General features: G+C 51.1%; 15 protein-coding genes and 1 other RNA gene. 3 read left to right on the forward strand and 13 right to left on the reverse strand.

Translation table 11 applies throughout. From position 1 onward, the window contains the following. Positions 1-1616: hypothetical protein (locus EA392_01960; GenBank protein TVR41207.1), on the forward strand; the 1616-nt coding region annotated here is incomplete at its 5' end. Between the two features lie 543 nt (positions 1617-2159). On the opposite strand, the gene ssrA is transcribed toward EA392_01960, so the two are convergent. Next, positions 2160-2561, reverse strand: a transfer-messenger RNA (tmRNA) gene (ssrA, locus tag EA392_01965). A 96-nt stretch (positions 2562-2657) separates the two neighbouring features. Here ssrA and EA392_01970 point away from each other — a divergent pair. Further along, on the forward strand, positions 2658-3878 hold the full coding sequence (locus EA392_01970; GenBank protein ID TVR41208.1) for an alanine dehydrogenase: 1221 nt from the start codon (positions 2658-2660) through the stop codon (positions 3876-3878). 3 nt (positions 3879-3881) lie between these two features. Here the strand turns inward: EA392_01970 and EA392_01975 are convergent, their stop codons facing one another. The 7 genes from EA392_01975 to EA392_02005 all read right to left on the reverse strand — a co-directional run bounded on the left by EA392_01975 (position 3882) and on the right by EA392_02005 (position 12806). Then, on the reverse strand, positions 3882-4532 hold the full coding sequence (locus EA392_01975) for a ribulose-phosphate 3-epimerase (GenBank protein TVR41209.1): 651 nt from the start codon (positions 4530-4532) through the stop codon (positions 3882-3884). Between the two features lie 86 nt (positions 4533-4618). Beyond that, positions 4619-5488 carry a sigma-70 family RNA polymerase sigma factor gene (locus tag EA392_01980; protein ID TVR41210.1) on the reverse strand — a complete coding sequence of 290 codons (870 nt, stop codon included), beginning with the start codon at positions 5486-5488 and terminating at the stop codon, positions 4619-4621. A gap of 135 nt (positions 5489-5623) precedes the next feature. Next, a complete protein-coding gene (locus EA392_01985; GenBank protein TVR41211.1) occupies positions 5624-7771 on the reverse strand; it encodes a polyribonucleotide nucleotidyltransferase in 2148 nt (715 codons plus the stop codon). Between the two features lie 140 nt (positions 7772-7911). Continuing rightward, a complete protein-coding gene (locus tag EA392_01990) occupies positions 7912-8181 on the reverse strand; it encodes a 30S ribosomal protein S15 (GenBank protein TVR41245.1) in 270 nt (89 codons plus the stop codon). A gap of 69 nt (positions 8182-8250) precedes the next feature. After that, on the reverse strand, positions 8251-9102 hold the full coding sequence (locus EA392_01995; protein TVR41212.1) for an acetyl-CoA carboxylase carboxyltransferase subunit beta: 852 nt from the start codon (positions 9100-9102) through the stop codon (positions 8251-8253). Between the two features lie 17 nt (positions 9103-9119). Further along, entirely contained in the window at positions 9120-10178 is a 1059-nt protein-coding gene (locus EA392_02000; protein ID TVR41213.1) for a class I fructose-bisphosphate aldolase, read from the reverse strand. 66 nt (positions 10179-10244) lie between these two features. Next, a complete protein-coding gene (locus EA392_02005; GenBank protein ID TVR41214.1) occupies positions 10245-12806 on the reverse strand; it encodes a hypothetical protein in 2562 nt (853 codons plus the stop codon). Here EA392_02005 and EA392_02010 point away from each other — a divergent pair. Continuing rightward, positions 12577-13527, forward strand: coding sequence for an RNA methyltransferase (locus tag EA392_02010; protein ID TVR41246.1), 951 nt, complete (start codon positions 12577-12579; stop codon positions 13525-13527). The two genes, EA392_02005 and EA392_02010, sit on opposite strands and share 230 nt — an antisense overlap. On the opposite strand, the gene EA392_02015 is transcribed toward EA392_02010, so the two are convergent. Genes EA392_02015 through EA392_02035 form a run of 5 tightly spaced genes read right to left on the reverse strand, consistent with a single transcriptional unit; the run spans position 13493 to position 18846 of the window. Continuing rightward, positions 13493-15088, reverse strand: a complete 1596-nt coding sequence (locus EA392_02015) for an FAD-binding protein (protein TVR41215.1) — start codon at positions 15086-15088, stop codon at positions 13493-13495. The two genes, EA392_02010 and EA392_02015, sit on opposite strands and share 35 nt — an antisense overlap. A 10-nt stretch (positions 15089-15098) precedes the next feature. After that, on the reverse strand, positions 15099-15830 hold the full coding sequence (locus EA392_02020) for a PorT family protein (protein TVR41216.1): 732 nt from the start codon (positions 15828-15830) through the stop codon (positions 15099-15101). A 50-nt stretch (positions 15831-15880) separates the two neighbouring features. After that, complete coding sequence (ubiE, locus tag EA392_02025; GenBank protein TVR41217.1) at positions 15881-16618, reverse strand: bifunctional demethylmenaquinone methyltransferase/2-methoxy-6-polyprenyl-1,4-benzoquinol methylase UbiE; 738 nt, start codon at positions 16616-16618, stop codon at positions 15881-15883. A 30-nt stretch (positions 16619-16648) separates the two neighbouring features. Next, the gene (locus EA392_02030) at positions 16649-17650 is read right to left on the reverse strand and encodes a D-glycero-beta-D-manno-heptose-7-phosphate kinase (GenBank protein ID TVR41218.1); all 1002 of its coding nucleotides are present in this window, start codon (positions 17648-17650) and stop codon (positions 16649-16651) included. 2 nt (positions 17651-17652) lie between these two features. After that, positions 17653-18846, reverse strand: coding sequence for a pyridoxal phosphate-dependent aminotransferase (locus EA392_02035; GenBank protein TVR41219.1), 1194 nt, complete (start codon positions 18844-18846; stop codon positions 17653-17655).

An 18846-nucleotide genomic window follows, 5' to 3' on the forward strand; every position in this document is an offset into this window, starting at 1 on the left:
CCCTTTTTAATCCACCTACAGCGACATTTGATTACATGCTGCTCGAGTTTGAGGCAGTTGGAGGAGGCTCAACCCTTGTAGAGCATGTTCTTACAGGGTTGCCATTGACTCTGTTGGCTTTTGCCGGTGAGAATGTTACAGGAGACACACCCCCCATCCAGATTAATGTCAATCAACTGTGTGAACTTGATATTACTTCAACAGTTACTCCTGCTCAAATTGGATTTGCAAGTGGTTCTGCAACTGTGTCTGTCACTGGTGGTGTTCCACCTTATTCATATCAGTGGAATGATCCTTTCATGCAAACAACAGCTACCATGTTCGGTGTATTTCCTGGGTTTTATACTTGCGTGGTTACAGATTCCCAGGGCTGCGTAGATGAAATTCAAGTTTTTGTCCCGCTTCAGATGGGAGTTGATCCAACAAGACTAGATATTCCCTTTTGTGACAATCCTGAGCCGTACTCAATTCTGGCTTTTGTAAAAGCCTTAACGGTGGCAAATGCCGTAGCCTACCAGTGGGAATTCAGAGACCTCGACAACAATTTAATCTCTGAATATACGAGGGTTGGCGGTAATCCCTGGATTCGGTTGGCTTGGGTTGACGGGCTTGAATTGGGGGAAACATACAACGTGCGGATTCGTGCACAGGTGGGAGCAGAGTGGGGAGTATATGATGTTGTATGTGCCATCACCATCAAGAACGATATTCCTCTGACCGAGCTGAGACCAGAATACACACCCACCAATGCTCAAGGGAATGAATACGTGTTTTGTGATTGGGCAATAGCATTCGCTTTAGAAGGCGCAGAGGCTTATGAATGGCGCTTTGATCCGGATACCGACCCTACAAACGGAAATGAAATACATTATATCAGAAATGCACCAAACCCATCGTTGCGCTTGTCCTGGGTTAACGGATTAATTCCTGGAACGACTTATAACGTGGCAATCCGAGCTCAATTTGGTGGTCAGTTTGGAGATTTCGGAAACGTTTTGCCTCTTACTATTTCATTGCCCCCACCAGTAAATGTTCGTCCACAGTTTTGCAATGTTACCCTTGCACCCAACGCTGTTGTGCTGTGTCAATCCGTATGCACGGCAGATTTTTATCAATGGGAATTTGTAAATACCGAAACAAATGTGGTGAGTGTGGCAAACAGACCGAATTATGGAATTCTATTGAATTGGAACGGAATTTCGCCGGCTCTTTCGCCAGGCAATTACGATGTGCGGGTAAGAGTGCAGCAAAGCGGTGTTATGGGCCCCTTTGGACAAGTTTGCAACTTTACTATTGATGCAGGACCGCAAGTGGGTGGAGGAACAGAGCAGGCTGCAAGGAGTTTGGAAGTGTCAGGATTTAAACTTTTCCCCAATCCAAACAAAGGACAGCAATTCCGTATTCAGATGGATGGTTTGGATAATGAGGGTCATATGATTCATGTACGTGTCTTTGACTCTTTCGGTAAGGCCGTTGCAGAGTCGGAGTTTGGTGAAATGGGTGAATTTGTAGATCGCGAAATCCTATTGCCCCAAAATCTTGCGTCAGGTTTATATCTGGTTAATGTATTTGTAGATGGTGAACGCTTCGCAACAGAACGAATGATTGTCCATTAAGCTTTAGATCCGGATGTTGGCTGCTGTTCGAGCATTTCGTGACAAGATCCATGTTGATTATACAAAGCCCCGATGATTGAATCGGGGCTTTTTCTTTCCAAACTGCATAGCGGAAATTGCTGCATTTGGAAGCAATCCAACGGGTGAGGCCTTTGCGATGTTATGGTTAAATACCTTCTGCATTAATTACGGATCACCTCCTAACCCGTGCAGTGGATACAAAAAACGCCCCCAATTCACCCCGGAGGTTCTTGGGGGCTTGTTTTGTTGTTTCACTTCGTTCGCTCAAACGCCTTGTGGAGGTGTTCCAGTGAGAGTTCTTGGGCGAAAATCTTGATTTCAATAGGTTGTACGTCCTCGGGATTACTTACGTGATCACCTCCTAACCCGTGCAGTGGATACAAAAAACGCCCCCAATTCACCCCGGAGGTTCTTGGGGGCTTGTTTTGTTGTTTCACTTCGTTCGCTCAAACGCCTGGCGGCGTTTGGCGACTTTGTGAAACAACAAAACCGCCACGGTTACCCGCGGCGGTTTGTATCATCAAGTGGAGCCGGAGGGATTCGAACCCTCGTCCAAACAAGGAACCATTCAGCTTTCTACATGCTTAGTTTCGCTTTGATTGTCGGGAAGCAGCAGGCAGCGCACAGCCAACTGAATCCGTAGTTCCTTAAGTCTCGTTGAGACGTCGGAACCTCGTCTCAACCAGCATCGAAAGATGTTGCCCCATATACCGAAAGTCCGATGCGACCTTTCAGCGGGACACCCGCCCCGGGTTACTGTGCTTCACCGCGGGCTAGAGCCATTTATCACAAAGTGAGATTAGGCTGCGAGGGCGTAGTTATTTTCGCCTTTTATGGTTTGAACAACCTGATTTACGAGCCCATTGTTCAACGCTCGGCATGCTTACTAAACGACTACTCTTGCTGTCAAAACCAGTCGGCCCCAAAGAACGTGTTGCAAAGATATGCCTAATATCATCAGCAAAAACCGTGCACTTTGCTCGGATGGCTTTCTTTACATTTGCAACAAATCATTGATGCATGAACTTGATAAAGGTTGCTTTGATTCGCGAAGGCAAAGTTCCGCCAGATAAACGTGTGGCCCTCACACCTGTACAGTGTAAAGAGCTGGTGGAGCGTTTCCCGTCACTTCAAATAGTGGCACAAAAAAGCGCCATCCGGGCCATCGAAGATGCGGAATACGCCAAACAAGGCATCGAATTGCGTGACGATGTGTCAGACTGCGACATCATGATCGGCGTAAAGGAGGTAAACATTGACGAGCTCATTCCCAATAAAACCTACCTCTTCTTTTCGCACACGTTTAAAAAGCAACCCTACAACCGCAAGTTGTTGCAAGCCATACTCAACAAGCGTATCCGATTGATTGACTATGAAGTAATGACCTACAGCGGAGGTGGCAGGGTACTGGGCTTTGGCAGATATGCGGGTATCGTTGGGGCTTACAACAGCTTACTGGCCTACGGACGAAAAACCGGCCTTTTCAGCCTGAAGCCCGCGCATAAGTGCTTCGATCGTACTGAGGTAGAACGTGAACTCTCCAAAGTGAAGTTTCCCGATAACTTTCGCATGGTGATGACCGGTTTTGGCAGAGTGGGCATGGGAGCCCGTGAAATCATTGATCTTGTTCCTGTGGAGCAGGTAAGCCATCACGATTTCCTGGAACGCGATTTTAATCGCCCGGTTTTCACGCACATCAACGTGGAGAACTACAACATTCACCGCGACGGAGAAGACTTCAGCCGGGAGCATTTCTACGCCTTTCCCGAGGAATACATGTCCACTTTTCCGCGATACGCCCACCGGGCTCAGCTCTATATTGCCTGTCATTATTGGGGTGCGGGAGCTCCGTACATTTTCACCCGGGAAGACACCAAACACCCTGATTTTGCCTTGCAGGTGGTGGGAGATATTTCCTGTGATATTGACGGACCGGTGGCCAGTACCCTGAGGCCCTCAACCATTGCCGACCCTCACTATGGCTACGATCCCCAAACCGAAACGGAGGTGGACTTTATGCATCCTGGGGCTATTGGGGTGATGGCCATAGACAATCTGCCGTGTGAATTACCGCGCGATGCCTCAGAGGATTTTGGTAGCGAGCTTATGGAAAAGGTAATGCCTTGCCTGTTGGGCCAAGACGACGATGGAATCATTGAACGGGCCGCGCAAACCACATTGCAAGGCGAACTGGCTCCTGCGTTTGCCTACCTCAAGGGTTATGTTGAGGGTAAGGATTAGGTTCTAAGGATTTTTCAGATGGGCAATGGCAGCAACCGGGTCATCGGCCCCAAATACTGCGTTGCCGGCTACGAGCACGTCTGCGCCAGCTTCCACCAGCTTTTTGGCGTTGCCGACCCCTACGCCACCGTCAATTTCAATCTTGGCTTTTGAACCATTGCGGTCAATCAGTTTGCGCAGTCGCTCAATTTTGCGGTAGGTGTTCTCAATAAACTTCTGCCCGCCAAACCCGGGGTTTACCGACATCAGGCAAACCAATTCTATTTCGCCGATAATGTCCTCAAGGTCGTTGATGGCGGAGTGCGGATTTACAGCTACTCCGGCATGCATATTCTCGGCCTTGATGGCCTGAATGGTGCGGTGCAGATGTGTGCAAGCCTCAACGTGCACGGTAAGTACGTTGGCGCCCGCCTCGGCAAAGCGCGTAATAAAAGGGTCAGGATTTACAATCATCAGGTGCACGTCCAGCGGTTTCAGGGTGTGCCTGTTTACCGCTTCAATCACCGGTAGCCCAAAGCTGATATTGGGAACAAACACTCCGTCCATCACATCCAGATGAAACCAGTCTGCATCACTTGCATTGACCATTTCAATGTCGGGCAGGAGGTTGGCAAAATCAGCAGAGAGCAGAGAAGGGGCTACAAGGTGTGACATATTTCAAGGGCTTGATTGAAGGGCAAAGTAACAAAAAAAGGAGGCCCAATGGCCTCCTTCTGTTTTCATAGCAAAGGTAATGTGCGTTAACCCAGGTAAGCTCTGAGAACCTTGCTTCTTGCGGTATGTTTCAACCTTCGGATGGCTTTTTCCTTGATTTGCCGAACGCGCTCACGGGTGAGGTCAAAGCGCTCACCGATTTCCTCAAGCGTCATGGAATGTGTATTGTCAATTCCGAAGTAAAGGCGGATAACATCTGCCTCGCGGGTGGTGAGTGTGTGAAGCGAACGTTCAATTTCTTTGCGGAGCGAGTCGGCCATGATGCGGGTCTCGGGCCCTGGTACGTCATCATTGCTGAGGATGTCGTACATGTTTCCCGATGAGCTCTCATCATTGGTGAGTGGGGCGTCCATGCTTACATGGCGTCCGGAGTTGCGCAATGTTTGTTTTACGTCTTCGAGCGACATTTCCAGCACCTCGGCCAGTTCCTCCATCGATGGCGGTCGCTCAAATTCCTGCTCCAGTTTGGAAAATGCGCGGTTTACCTTGTTGATGGAACCGATTTTATTGAGCGGAAGCCTCACGATTCGCGCCTGCTCGGCCAATGCCTGAAGAATCGACTGGCGAATCCACCAAACAGCGTATGAAATGAATTTAAACCCCCTCGTTTCATCAAATCGCTGCGCGGCTTTTATCAATCCGAGGTTTCCCTCATTGATAAGATCTGGTAGTGTAAGTCCTTGATTCTGGTATTGCTTGGCCACCGAAACCACAAAGCGAAGGTTGGCCTTGGTGAGCCTTTCCAATGCTTCCTGGTCGCCGGTTTTTATCCTGCGTGCCAATTCTACCTCCTCTTCGGCCGAAATCAGGTCCACCCGACCAATTTCCTGCAGGTACTTATCGAGCGACGCCGTCTCCCGGTTGGTAACCTGCTTCGATATTTTTAACTGTCTCATAGCTTTGTTTTCGAATGCGCTTTAATAAACGACAGGCGCTGATTTAGGTTACACTTCAGGAAGTCAAGGGCACAAAAAAAGCCCGCAATTACGCGGGCTTTTTCTTTAACGGTAGATTTAACCGATTGATCGGTATTAGTTTGCTGATTCAGGTTTAGGAAGCAAAACTTTTCGCGAAAGTTTAAATTTACCCGACTTGGGATCTTTTCCGGTAACCTTAAATTTCACCAGTTCGCCTTCTTTGATGGCGTCTTCCACGCGATCGAGGCGGTGCCATTCAATTTCTGAGATGTGCAGGAGTCCGTCCATACCGGGGAGGATTTCTACAAAAGCCCCGTAAGGCATAATGGACTTTACTTTCCCTTCGTATTCTTCGCCAACTTCAACGGTAGGAGGGAAGGCAATTTGCTTCACCATCTTCTCGGCGCGCTGAATGTCTTCCTTGTTTTGCGACATAATGGCTACTACACCAACGCCGTCTTCCTCATCAATGGAAATAACCGTATTGGTTTCCGCTTGAATCTCCTGAATGATTTTTCCACCGGGTCCGATAACCGGCCCGATGAATTCCTTGGGAATGGTGAAGGAAATAATACGGGGAGTGTGGTCTTTGTAATCCGCGCGCGGCTCAGAGATGGTTTTGAGCATTTCGTTCAAAATGTGCTCTCTTCCGTCTTTGGCTTGAAGCAGGGCCGTTTTCAGGGTCTCAAATGTGAGTCCGTCCACCTTGATGTCCATCTGGCAGGCAGTTATTCCCTGAGATGTTCCTGTTACTTTAAAGTCCATATCTCCCAGGTGATCTTCATCACCTAAAATGTCTGACAGAATGGCTATTTGCCCGGTTGATGGCTTGGCAATCATACCCATGGCTATACCGGAAACGGGGCGCTTGATTTTTACACCACCATCCATCAGCGACAATGTTCCGGCACAAACGGTAGCCATTGACGAAGATCCGTTCGATTCGAGAATGTCCGAAACGATACGAATGGTATATGGGTTTTCTTCCTGTGGAGGAATTACCGGCTTCAAGGCGCGCAATGCCAGGTTTCCATGACCGATTTCTCTTCTGCTGGTAGAGCGTATGGGGCGGGCCTCACCGGTACAGAACGGCGGGAAGTTGTAGTGCAGCATAAAGTCTGAACTTCCTTCAATTAATGCGCTGTCAATGGTTTGCTCATCGCGACTGGATCCGAGTGTGAGGGTGGTAAGCGACTGGGTTTCGCCACGGGTAAAGATGGCTGATCCATGGGTCATGGGCAGGTAATCCACTTCGCACCAGATAGGACGAATGTCAGTAGTTTTACGACCATCCAGACGAATGCCTTCGTTGAGCACTGCATCGCGAACAGCTTCTTTTTCAACTTTTTTGTAATATGTGTTAATGTACCAAGCCTTTTCAGCGAGCTCGTCTTCAGAGAATTTCGATACGTATTCCTCTTTTACGGCAGAGAACAATTCCTTGCGGAGAACTTTGGATGGATGTCCACTCTTGGCAATGTCATAACATGCCTGATAGCAAGCAGCTTTTACGTCTTCGTAAAGTGCTTCGTCAGGAACGGGTTCGTGCTGATATGTGCGCTTGGTGTGCGATTTAGGAACAGCTTGACCAAGCTCCACTAGTGCTTGGCACTGTTGCTTTACAGCAGCATGCCCTACTTCAATGGCTTTGAGCATGTCGTCCTCACTCACTTCACTCATTTCACCTTCCACCATCATGATGTTGTCTAGTGTACCAGCGATAATCATGTCCATGTCCGAATCTTTCATTTCGGTAGCGGTAGGATTCACCACGTACTCGCCATTGATTCGAGCTACGCGCACCTCTGAAACAGGGCCATTGAAAGGTATGTCGGATACAGCAATTGCGGCGGATGCGGCAAGGCAGGCCATGGCATCGGGAACATGCTCGCGATCACCTGAAATCAGGTTGATGATCACTTGAACCTCTGCGTGAAAATCATCGGGAAATAGCGGGCGCAGAGCGCGGTCTACCAATCGCATGGTTAATATTTCATCCTCCGACGGACGGGCTTCGCGTTTGAAAAACCCACCGGGGAATTTTCCGGTAGCGGAGTATTTTTCGCGGTATTCTACAGTAAGTGGCAGAAAATCTACGCCTTCACGTGCTTCCTGGGCTGCAACAACAGTTGCGAGTAGCATGGTGTTTCCCATTCGGGCTACTACAGCTCCATCTGCTTGCTTGGCAAGTTTTCCGGTTTCGAGGGTAATGGCCTTTCCATCACCGAGGTCAATTGTTTTTGTTACCAATTCGTAATTCATCTTCTTCTGGTTGTTAATTAATGCTTCTTCTTTCTTCTTGTGTTTACTTGTTCAATGGGGTGCAAAACAGGAAAAGGCAACCACTTAAGCAGTTGCCTTTCCGTTTGTTTCATGAAGTATGTGCGTGTGCTGGACGATCCTTACTTTCGGATGCCAAGATCCTTAATAAGGGCCCGGTACTTCTCAATGTCATTAGCTTTCAGGTAATCCAGCAAACGGCGACGCTTACCAACCAAACGCACCAACGACCGCTCGGTGTTGAAATCCTTGCGGTTGTTCTTCAGGTGCTCGGTAAGGTGCTGAATGCGGTAGGTAAAAAGGGCGATTTGCCCTTCGGTGCTTCCGGTGTTAGTCTCCGACTCTCCGTACTGCTTAAAAATCTCTTTTTTCTTTTCGGTAGTTAAATACATGCCAATATTGTTGAAATGATTCTTATGTATTTGGGGCGGCAAATATACGCCTATTTTCGGCAAAACCAATTATGCGTGATATTTTAACATGCTGAGCACATTGGCCAGATTGTCTTTGAGCTTGCGGCGATCTACGATGTAGTCCAAAAAGCCGTGTTCCTTCACAAATTCAGCAGTTTGAAAATCTTCTGGAAGATCACGACCTATGGTTTCGCGCACCACTCGCGGACCGGCAAATCCAATCAGGGCACCCGGTTCTGCTATGTTCAGGTCGCCCAACATAGCAAATGATGCGGTTACGCCCCCGGTGGTGGGGTCAGTGAGGATAGATATAAAAGGCAGTTTTGCGTTGGCCAGTTGGGTGAGTTTGGCAGAGGTTTTGGCCATTTGCATCAACGAGAAACCGGCTTCCATCATCCGGGCTCCCCCCGATTTGGAGATGATGATAAGGGGTATTTTTTTCTTGAGGCAGTGGTCAATGGACCGAGAGATTTTTTCTCCAACCACAGAGCCCATTGACCCGCCAATAAAACGGAAATCCATGGCTGCCACCATGACTTCGGTGCCATGTATCAATCCATAGGCTGTGCGAATAGCATCCTTAAGACCGGTTTTCTCCTGGGTTTGGGCAATCCGATCGGTGTACTTCTTGGTGTCTTCAAAATTGAGCGGGTCGCCGGAAGATAGATTTTTGTTGACCTCCACGTATTTGTGTTCATCAAACAGAAGGTAGAAGTATTCTTCTGAACCGATTTTTTCGTGGTACTCGCATTTGGCACAGACCCAAAGTGTGTCATAGTGCTCCTCGCTGGTTACTACATGCTTGCACTTCGGGCATTTGTACCACAGCCCTTCAGGGGTTTCCCTTTTGTCTTTGGTGGAGGTGGTAATCCCTTCTTTGTTTCGCTTAAACCAACCCATGGTGTTGTTTTTTACCCCTATGCCAGGGTGATATCCTTGTTCAAATATACCGATTGAATGGCGTTGAGCAAAGCTACCCCCTCATTCATGGGTTTTTGAAATGCCTTACGACCGGAAATCAGTCCGTGACCACCGGCTCTTTTGTTGATCACTGCGGTTTCGACGGCTTCTGCCAAATCGGTCGATCCCGCAGATGCTCCGCCTGAGTTAATCAAGCCAATGCGCCCCATGTAGCAGTTGGCTACCTGGTATCGGCACAGATCAATGGGGTGATCGCTGCTGAGCTGGTCGTAAACTCTGGTGTGTGTTTTTCCAAAATTCAGCGCGGTGTAACCTCCGTTGTTCGTGGGGAGCTTTTGTTTGATAATATCCGCCTGAATGGTCACACCCAGGTGATTGGCCTGAGCGGTGATGTCGGTGGCAGTATGATAGTCGGTACCGTCTTTCTTGAAACCGCTGTTGCGAAGGTAGCACCACAAAATGGTAGCCATGCCCAATTCATGAGCCTCTTCAAAAGCCTCGGCTATTTCTATAATTTGTCTTGAAGATTCCTCAGAACCAAAGTAAATGGTAGCACCTACAGCCGCTGCACCGAGGTTCCATGCTTCCCGAACGCTTCCAAATGGAATCTGGTCGAACTTGTTGGGGTAGGTGAGCAGTTCGTTGTGGTTAATTTTCACCACAAACGGAATTTTATGTGCGTATTTGCGCGAGTTGGCTGCCAGTACACCAAAGGTTGAGGCCACTGCGTTGCATCCTCCTTCAACCGCAAGCTTCACAATGTTCTCAGGGTCGAAGTAGATGGGGTTGGGCGCAAAAGATGCACCTGCGCTGTGCTCAATTCCCTGATCTACCGGCAAAATGGAAAGGTAACCTGTGCCGCCGAGGTTTCCATGCGAATAAATGCGCTCCAGATTGTTCAATACCTGAGGATTCCTGTTGCCGGGACCAAATGATCGTTCTACAAAATCGCCCCCCGGCAGATGGAGCAGTTCACGCTGAATGGTTGTGCATTCGTGCTGGAGTAGGTTGTTGGCTTTATCGCCCAGCAATTCAGTGATTTGGTTCAGAGTCATGGACGTCTTTTTGAGGGTCTTGAAAACAGGGGGCAAAACTAATAAAACTTTGAAGACTCCTTCTGTCTAGAACGGATATCCAATACCCAGATTCAGGTTCAGGCGCGGGCTGTAATAATTGGCCCTCCTCACGGGATTGGCCGCGTTGAAGTCATCTACTCTTCGGTTGTAGTCGTCTTTGGGTTGAAAGGCCCAGCGTTCCCCGGGCGCCATGGATGGGTCGCGCATTTGCATGGCCAGATCAAAGCGAATGATGAAGAAGTCAAAGTTCAATCGCGCTCCTACGCCTGCACCAATGGCAATCTCTCCTGCAAAGCGGTCAATGGCAAAGTGCCCTCCCGGACGAACTGGATCCGGACGGAGCAACCAAATGTTTCCGGCATCTATAAAGAAGGCACCTTCAAGGATGCTGAAAATTTTCTGTCTGTATTCAATGTTTCCTTCCAGATGTGCTTCTCCAATTCGGTCAAAGGTGGTGAAAACTGTTCTGTAAGAACCCGGCCCCAACGTTTGAATTAGCCATGCCCGAATGCCGTTGGCACCTCCTCCAAAGAAACTGCGCTCAAAGGGAAGTACCTCCAGGTTGCGCAGCGGAACTCCAACACCGCCAAAAAACCGCAATACCAGGGAACTGTTCTCGTTAAAGCGTCGGTAGTAACGCACGTCGTGATCGGTGCGCACGTAATTGGCATAGCGAATGTCGAACAACCTGAAACTACCCAGTGAGTCGCGCTCCTGCCCCGTGATTCCCATAACACCTGTGAGCACATTTCCGGCCGTTTCAGCATTACCACGGTAGAAAAAGGTGTTGGTGCGGCGCGTAAGTATTTGGTTGTTGAATATGTACGAAACTTTGAAAGCCGAAATCAGGTGGTCGCTGTAACTGGCGTTCAGAAAAAGGTCGTTCAGGGCGTCGAGGCGCTGCTGAAAGGCATCGGATTTGAAAATTTTAATAAAGCTGATTTCAGCAGGGGTTACAATCCACGTTTTGAAATCAGACTCGCGCCAGCGGTAGCTCATTCGCGCCCGGAGCATGTTTCTCGTAAAGTCGGGGCGTTGCTGAAAACCATAAGATAAACTCAGGTCGGTAAAGGGCCGCGCGGATTTGGCGATGCGGTCAATGCGAATGGGAAAAAGAAACTTTGGAATGGTAAGCGAAACCTCCGGCACAAATTCAACGGTGTTAAAAACGGTTTGATCCTGCAGCAAACCACTCAGTTCTTCCTGCACGCCCCCGCCTGTGAGCAACTGTTGCGCCTCAAACGCCCCGGAGAGCCGGATGCGGAAAACTTCGGCGCCGTTAAACAGGTTGCGGTTTCGGTAGGTTACGGATCCCGCTGTGCCGAAAAATCCGCTCTGATGGGTTCCGCGGGTTTCAAATACAATCTGTTGTCTTCTGGCAGGCGTGAGCAGCACCTGACAGTTGAGCATTCCCTCGCCTTCCGTCGTTTCTGGCAATCGCTCAAATCGTATGTTCACCCCGCTGAACGCTTCTAGTCCGGCCAGCGAGCGGTGTGTATTTTCCAAACGCTCCCGGCTGTAGAATTGCCCGGGTTCAAACCTGATCTGCTGCGCGAGAATTCCTGGCTTCACGTACACCGCTGGGTGACCTACAATGGTGTAGGGCTCGTACCGAACCGTATCAGTAGGAACCACGGCATCCATGCCCGGCCGAGGGGCTATATGTGTTCGGTTGATGATGACCTCGTTGAGTCGGTAGCGGATGTGGTTGAGCTCAATGAGCGAGTCGGGATTGAGAGCAAAAGGCCGCCGCAAGGGCTGAATACCCATCAGCACGTCCACTTGTAGATTGCCGATGGTGCTGTCCACCTGAAAGTAAATTTCCTCCTTGCTCAGGTCAAAAAAGCCTTCGTTCTTGAAAAAGCGCATGAGTCGGTCGCGCTCGCGGTCCATGCGTGTAACGCTGAACCTTTGCCCGGGGTGGATCAGGCTTCCTGCGGCTTCGCGGTCTGTAATGTACTTCAGGTTGAGGTCGGGTATCCTTTGGGTGAGGTTCCGTATGCGATGTGCCGGCCCTGATTTCACCGAATAAATAACCCTCGCACGCTTCCTTCCAAAGTATTCAACCTCATGTGTTACCTCATTTTGGAAGTAGCCTTCTTTCAGCATAAACAGGCTCATTTGCCGCGCCGCTTGCTCTGCCTGCATGGTGTCGAGCACCACCGGAGCTGTACCCAGCCCGTAGCGAAGCCACTCGCCAAAAGTCCTTTTGTAGCGTCGGGGCTGCTTGCCTTTGGCCAATCGTTGCTGATTGCGCTCCTCCAGCCTTTGGCGTTTTTTTGCTGCATTTCTCTCTACCACCTCTGGGTTGGGAAGGTTGTGCGCCCATACCGAAAGGTGAAACACACCCAAAAAATGTCGGTTGGGTTGTTGCCGAATGATTTCATTGAGCGCCGAACGGCGGATTTCGCTGTCGTCGAGCATCTCAATTTCGTTCTTGCGCAGCCAGTACTCATCGTCGGCAAGGCGCCGCGTAGGGCCGCAAGAAGCCATTACCACCGCCAATAAAACGATGGCCACAGTTTTATGTACCGAAGCTGTTCGCAAATGTTTTTCTTTGTGCTTCACGCGCCCCTTGGAGATACGCGCAAACTTAGTGATAAGCAACGCCGAAATAAAACGACTACGCCGACTTCATCAAAAAAAGTACCGCGACGCCGAGCGGCTTTTTCTGGCCGAAGGCACCAAACTCATGGAGGAAATGGCGCGTGCCGGTGTTAAACCCGCGGGCGTATGGGCTGCGCACAGCCTCAATGCTTCGCTGCCTTTTGAGGCTGAGCGGATTTCAGAGGAGCAAATGCGTAAAATAAGTGCCCTCAGTACACCTCCGGGAGTATTGGCTGTGGTGCCGTACTTGACTGATGAGGCGGTGACCCCATGGAGGGGATGGGCCATGTACCTGAGCGGCGTGAGCGACCCCGGCAATATGGGGACCCTGCTGCGCATTGCCGATTGGTTCGGACTGAGTGCGGTGTTTTGCTCGCCCGCTTGTGTGGACGTGTACAACCCCAAAGTGGTGCAGGCTTCGATGGGAGCGGTGTTCAGGGTTCCTTTTCGGCAAAATTGCGATTCAGACTGGCTTCAGGGTGTTGCAGAAAGTGGTATTACGGTGGTATCAGCTGAGATGCAGGGCACACCGGTTCAGGATTTTCAATGGCCTGAAAGGGGCTTGCTGGTGATGGGAAGCGAGTCGCATGGCGTAGAGCCCGGGGTTGAGGCATTGGTGAGTGAGCGCGTTACCATTCCGAGGGTAGGAGAGGCCGAATCGTTGAATGTGGCCGTAGCGGCAGGTATTATTTGTTCCCGCTTACCGGTTTCCGGCCGCTGAGCATTTCCGCACAAACCATTGCACATCGCTCGCCGTCCATGGCAGCGGATACAATTCCTCCGGCGTAGCCCGCGCCCTCACCGCAGGGATACAGTCCCGCCACCTCGGGGTGCTGAAGCGTGTCGGGCAAACGCGGGATGCGAACAGGCGATGAGGTTCTGGACTCAACACCTACCATCACGGCATCGCGGTGGAGGTAAGGCGGCATTTTGCGAACGGTTGCACGGAGCCCGTTTTCGAGCGCGGCGGCAACACTTGCCGGAAGTACCTGCCGCAGGTCATAAGGCACAATGCCGGGTTTATAGGAGCACTCCGGAAGTTCGGCAGAAGTCTTGCGATCCAGGTAGTCTTTTAGGCGCTGGGCAGGAGCGGATTGGCGCTTACCGCCTGCCTCCCATGCTGTTCGCTCTACTGCGCTCTGGTATTCGAGGGCAGCCAGCGGACCGGCATCTTTCCACGGCTGCCAGTCGTGCGGCAAAATGCTAACCACCACCCCCGAATTTGCAAAGGGGTTGTTTCGTTTGGAGGGCGACCAGCCGTTGGTGACCACCTCTTCCTGCGCGGTGGCGCATGGTGCGATGATTCCACCCGGACACATACAAAACGAGTAAATGCCACGGCCGTTGTGCTGGGCTGTCCAGGCGTAAGAAGCAGGTGGTAAAGTTTCGGGCCTTGTGCTGCATCTGTACTGCATACTGTCAATCACTTCCTGCGGGTGTTCTATGCGCACGCCCAGTGCAAAAGGCTTGGCTTCAATAGTAATGCCCTCGTTGTGAAGCAAACGAAAGATGTCTCTGGCAGAATGTCCCGTGGCAAGAATGACATGGTCAAAGCGGTGGCTCTCGCTTTGATTGATTTCTAGGCCGCGGATATTACCTGCTTCAATCACCAAACCGGTAAGTTTGGCTCCGAAACGCACCTCACCGCCGTGTTCAATGATGGTTTCTCGCATGGAGGTGATAATGCCCGGCAGTTTGTTGGTGCCGATATGCGGGTGGGCATCCACCAGAATGTCGGGGTGGGCGCCAAATTGCACAAGCGTTGCGAGTACGGAGTGTACGTCGCCCCGCTTTTTGGAGCGCGTGTAGAGTTTACCATCGGAATAGGTGCCGGCGCCGCCCTCGCCAAAGCAATAGTTGGACTCAGGATTTACAATGTGGTCGCGGTTGATGGCCGCAAGGTCGCGTCTGCGCGAACGAACGTCCTTTCCGCGCTCAAAAACAACGGGTTGAACGCCCATCTCCAGTAGCTTGAGGGCGGCAAACAACCCCGCAGGACCCGCTCCGATAATGGCGGCGCGCTTGGCCGTTTCGGGTTCTTTGAACACCCGCGGTGTGATGCCGCCCAATGCCGCTTCAGGCTTGTTGCTGAGAAGCACCCGCAACTGAAAGACCACGGGTTTTTTGCGCGCGTCTATTGAGCGGTGAATGATTTTGTGGCGGATGAACGAAGCCGCTTTGCCCCCCGTTTGTGCCAGTAGCTGCTCGTGAATTTTTTCGGGGTGATCCATGTCCTCCGGCCGCACGCGGATATCTACGGTAAGCTCATCCGGTTTTGCCATGGTGCTTTGCTTATCCCTCGAAAGTGAAGGAAATCATAAAGGTACGGGTGCGCAGCGACTCGATCGGATTGGAGAAAATGGTGTTGTCCTGAATAAGCATATTGGGTATTCCCACGCTTAACTTCAGCTCTATGCCGAACTTGAAGTAGGGCAGGAAAAAGTCAAATCCACCGCCCACTTCACCGGCAAAGTCGTGTTGACGCAGCTTTACGATCAACTCTTCGAGCAGCACGTTTCGCACATCTTTTTGCGTGGCCACATCCAGGCTGTATTTCCCGCCAAAGAGCACATACACCGCAAAGTTGTTGATGCGGTCTGAGCGATACTTAAAGTGTAGCGGAAAGTCAATAAACACACTTTCAATGCGCTTTTCGTAGCTCTGCACGTTGTTGAAGCCATCCGACGAGTAGAACTCGTAATTCAGCAGGCGCTCCTGAAAGGTGAGCGTAGGCACAAAACGCAGAGCCAGGTTGTTCACGAGTTTAAGCTGCGTTACAATACCGAGGTTAAAACCGGCCGCGCTTCCCGTGCTCAGGCTCAGGAGCGAATCCGAAAAGGCCGTGTTCAGGTTGGGGTTGATGTAACTGTTGGCGCTGTTTACACCTAGGGCAAACCCGAAATGATAGCGACGATCGTCGAAACCCTGCAGGTTGAGTTGCTTGTATTTATTGCGTTTCTGGCTGTGTGCCGGAAGCGCAGTAACCATGAGCAGCAGAACAAGTATGGTTCGGAAAGTACCCAAATCTTTTGCCTTGAGGGATGCAAAGGTATAAAAACGCAGCGCTGAGGAGTTTATTTTTCTGCGAGGTAGATGGTGGCAATACCGCCGGTAACGGGACGCACGGCACAGCTCTTAAATCCGGTTTTCAACACAATCTGCCGGAAGTCCTCTCCTTCGGGAAATGCCATCACCGACTCGGGAAGGTAGGTGTAGGCCGAGCTGTCTTTGGAAACGAGTTTACCGATAAAAGGCATCATCCTCCTGAAATAGAAGTAGTAAAACTGCTTAACCGGAAACTTGCGGGGCTTTGAAAACTCCAATATGGCCGCCTGACCACCGGGTTTCAGCACACGACTCATTTCACCCAGACCGAGTTCCAGGTTCTCAAAATTGCGTACCCCGAAGCCCACGGTAATCGCGTCGAAAGCGCCGTCTTCAAACTGCAGGTTTTCAGAATCGCCAATTTGCAGGGTAATGCGGTCGTCTTTTTTGCGCTTCTTCACTTTTTCCTTTCCCACCTCAATCATCCCGGCCGAAATATCTACTCCCACCACCTTGTCGGGGTTTAGGCGGAGCGACTCAAAGGCAAAATCTCCGGTTCCGGTGGCAATGTCGAGCACTTTTTTGGGCTGTGCTTTTTTCAGCAGAGCGATGGCTTTTCGTCGCCAGAGGATATCAATACCCAGCGAGAAGAGGTGGTTCAGAAAATCGTAGCGATGAGCGATGTTGTTGAACATGGTGGCCACCTGTTCTTTTTTGCTTCCGTCGGGGCGGTAAGGTTTTACGGTTTGTTCCGTGGATGAGGTCATGTGTGCTTAACAGCTTTTTAGGGTTGAGGTTCAGCGCGCGGGGTGTAATAGGCAGGCTTCGTTGTAGAGGTGATCAGCATCAATGGGCACTACACCCACCTGCTCGCAAACGAGTCCGCCGGCGAGGTTGCTTAAGGCCGCAATGATTCTCAGGTCGAGGTTCAGCGCCAGGCAAAGCGCCGCCACGCTGATAACGGTATCGCCCGCTCCCGACACGTCAATGATTTTTCGGTCGTGTGCGGGGAGGTGCTCAAAACGATTGCTTTCGGTGATGGCCACACCGCGTTCCGACAATGTGACAAGCGAAATGCGATTGCCGAGATTGTCGTGCAGCGTGCGCATGGCATTTCGCAGCGATACTTCGAAATCGGTGTCGAGGGGCAGGTTCAGGCCTTCACGCAATTCTTTGAGGTTGGGCTTGAAAAGGTCCACGCCGCGGTAGCTGAGAAACTGGTCTTTTTTGGGATCAACAGCTGTGGGGATGTTTCGAATACGGCACATTTCCGTGGTGCTTTCAATCACTTTTTCGGTGAGCACGCCCTTGTTGTAATCCTGCATGATGAGCACATGGGGCTCCACGTCGTTGAGCAATTGCTCCAGTCGCGCCAGCAGCTTCGCGCTCTCGTTGTCGCTCAGCAGATGGGTGTTTTCCTGGTCAACGCGCAGCAGGTGCTGCCCGTCGCTGATGATGCGCGTTTTCACCGTGGTGGGTCGTTCGTCGGAGCGAACGAGTGCTCCCGGATCCAGTCCGCTCTGTGCAAAACAATCTTCCAGAAGGGCGGTCTTGTCGTCGTTACCAACCACTGCGCAAACATGAACTTCGGCTCCGAGGGCGGCCACATTGAGTGCTACGTTGGCCGCGCCGCCCAGCCTGTTTTCGGTTTGGGTAACCGACACCACGGGCACAGGTGCTTCGGGCGAAATGCGTTTTACATCTCCCCAGAGGTAACTGTCAATCATCACATCGCCCAGCACCACCACCCGCAGGGTGCGGAATCGCTCAAAAATTTCTGGAAGCTGAGGGGTGAGCATGGTTAGTTGAGTTCAGCAATGGCTTGAGAAATGCGTTGTACTGCGTTTCGGAGGGTGTCTTCAGAGGATGCGTAGGAAATACGCAAGCAATCGGGAGCGCCAAAAGCACCACCCGATACCAGCGCTACGTGTGCCTTGTCGAGGATGTATTCGCAGAGGTCGTCGGCAGAGTTGATGGTCCATTCCCCGGCGCTTTTACCGAACAGGGCGGTTACATCGGGCAGCACATAAAACGCTCCGGGTGGTTGGTTTACCTTCAGTCCCGAAATTTCAGACAGCAGTGATACCACGAGGTCGCGACGTTTCAAAAAAGCTTCGCGCATGTAAGAGATTTCCGAAGGGTCGGCGTCCACAGCGGCTTTGGCTGCGCGCTGTGAAATGCTGCTGGGCGCGGAGGTAAATTGCCCCTGAACCTTGCTGCAGGCTTTGGCAATCCAGGTGGGCGCACCGAGGTAACCAATGCGGTATCCGGTCATGGCAAAGGCTTTCGATACGCCGTTCACCGTAATAACGCGCTCAGCCATTCCGGGCAGTGCGGCCATGCTGAAATGTTGACCGGTGTAGTTGATGTGCTCGTAAATCTCGTCACTGATCACATAGAGGTTGTTGTGACGCGCCACCACTTGCGACAATGCCTTCAGCTCATCGTGGGTAAACACACTGCCCGAAGGGTTGCAGGGCGAGCTGAAAATGATGAGTTTGGTTTTGGGCGTGATGGCGGCTTCGAGTTGCTCGGGTGTGATTTTAAAATCCTGCTCAATGGTGGTGGGAATAACCACCGGAACGCCACCGGCCATTTTTACAATTTCGGAGTAGCTAACCCAATAGGGGGCGGGTAGTACCACTTCCTGGCCGGGATTGATGAGGCTCAGGCAGGCGTTGGCAATGCTCTGTTTGGCGCCGTTTGACACTACGATCTGATCGGCGGCGTAGTTCAGTCCGTTGTCTCGCTTGAATTTGTGCGCGATGGACATCCGCAAATCCAGGTAGCCGTTTACCGGCGGGTATTTGGAGAAATTCTTGTCAACCCCTTCTTTGGCGGCCTCCTTGATGAAATCGGGTACGTCGAAGTCGGGTTCGCCAAGGCTGAGCGAAATCACATCAATACCTTGTTCGGCCATTTCGCGGCTGCGACGGGCCATGGCGAGGGTTGCAGATTCTTCCAGTTGATTGAGCAGTGCAGATAATTCTTGCAT

This window comes from Cryomorphaceae bacterium (assembly GCA_007695365.1).
Lineage (GTDB): Bacteria > Bacteroidota > Bacteroidia > Flavobacteriales_D > SKUL01 > SKUL01.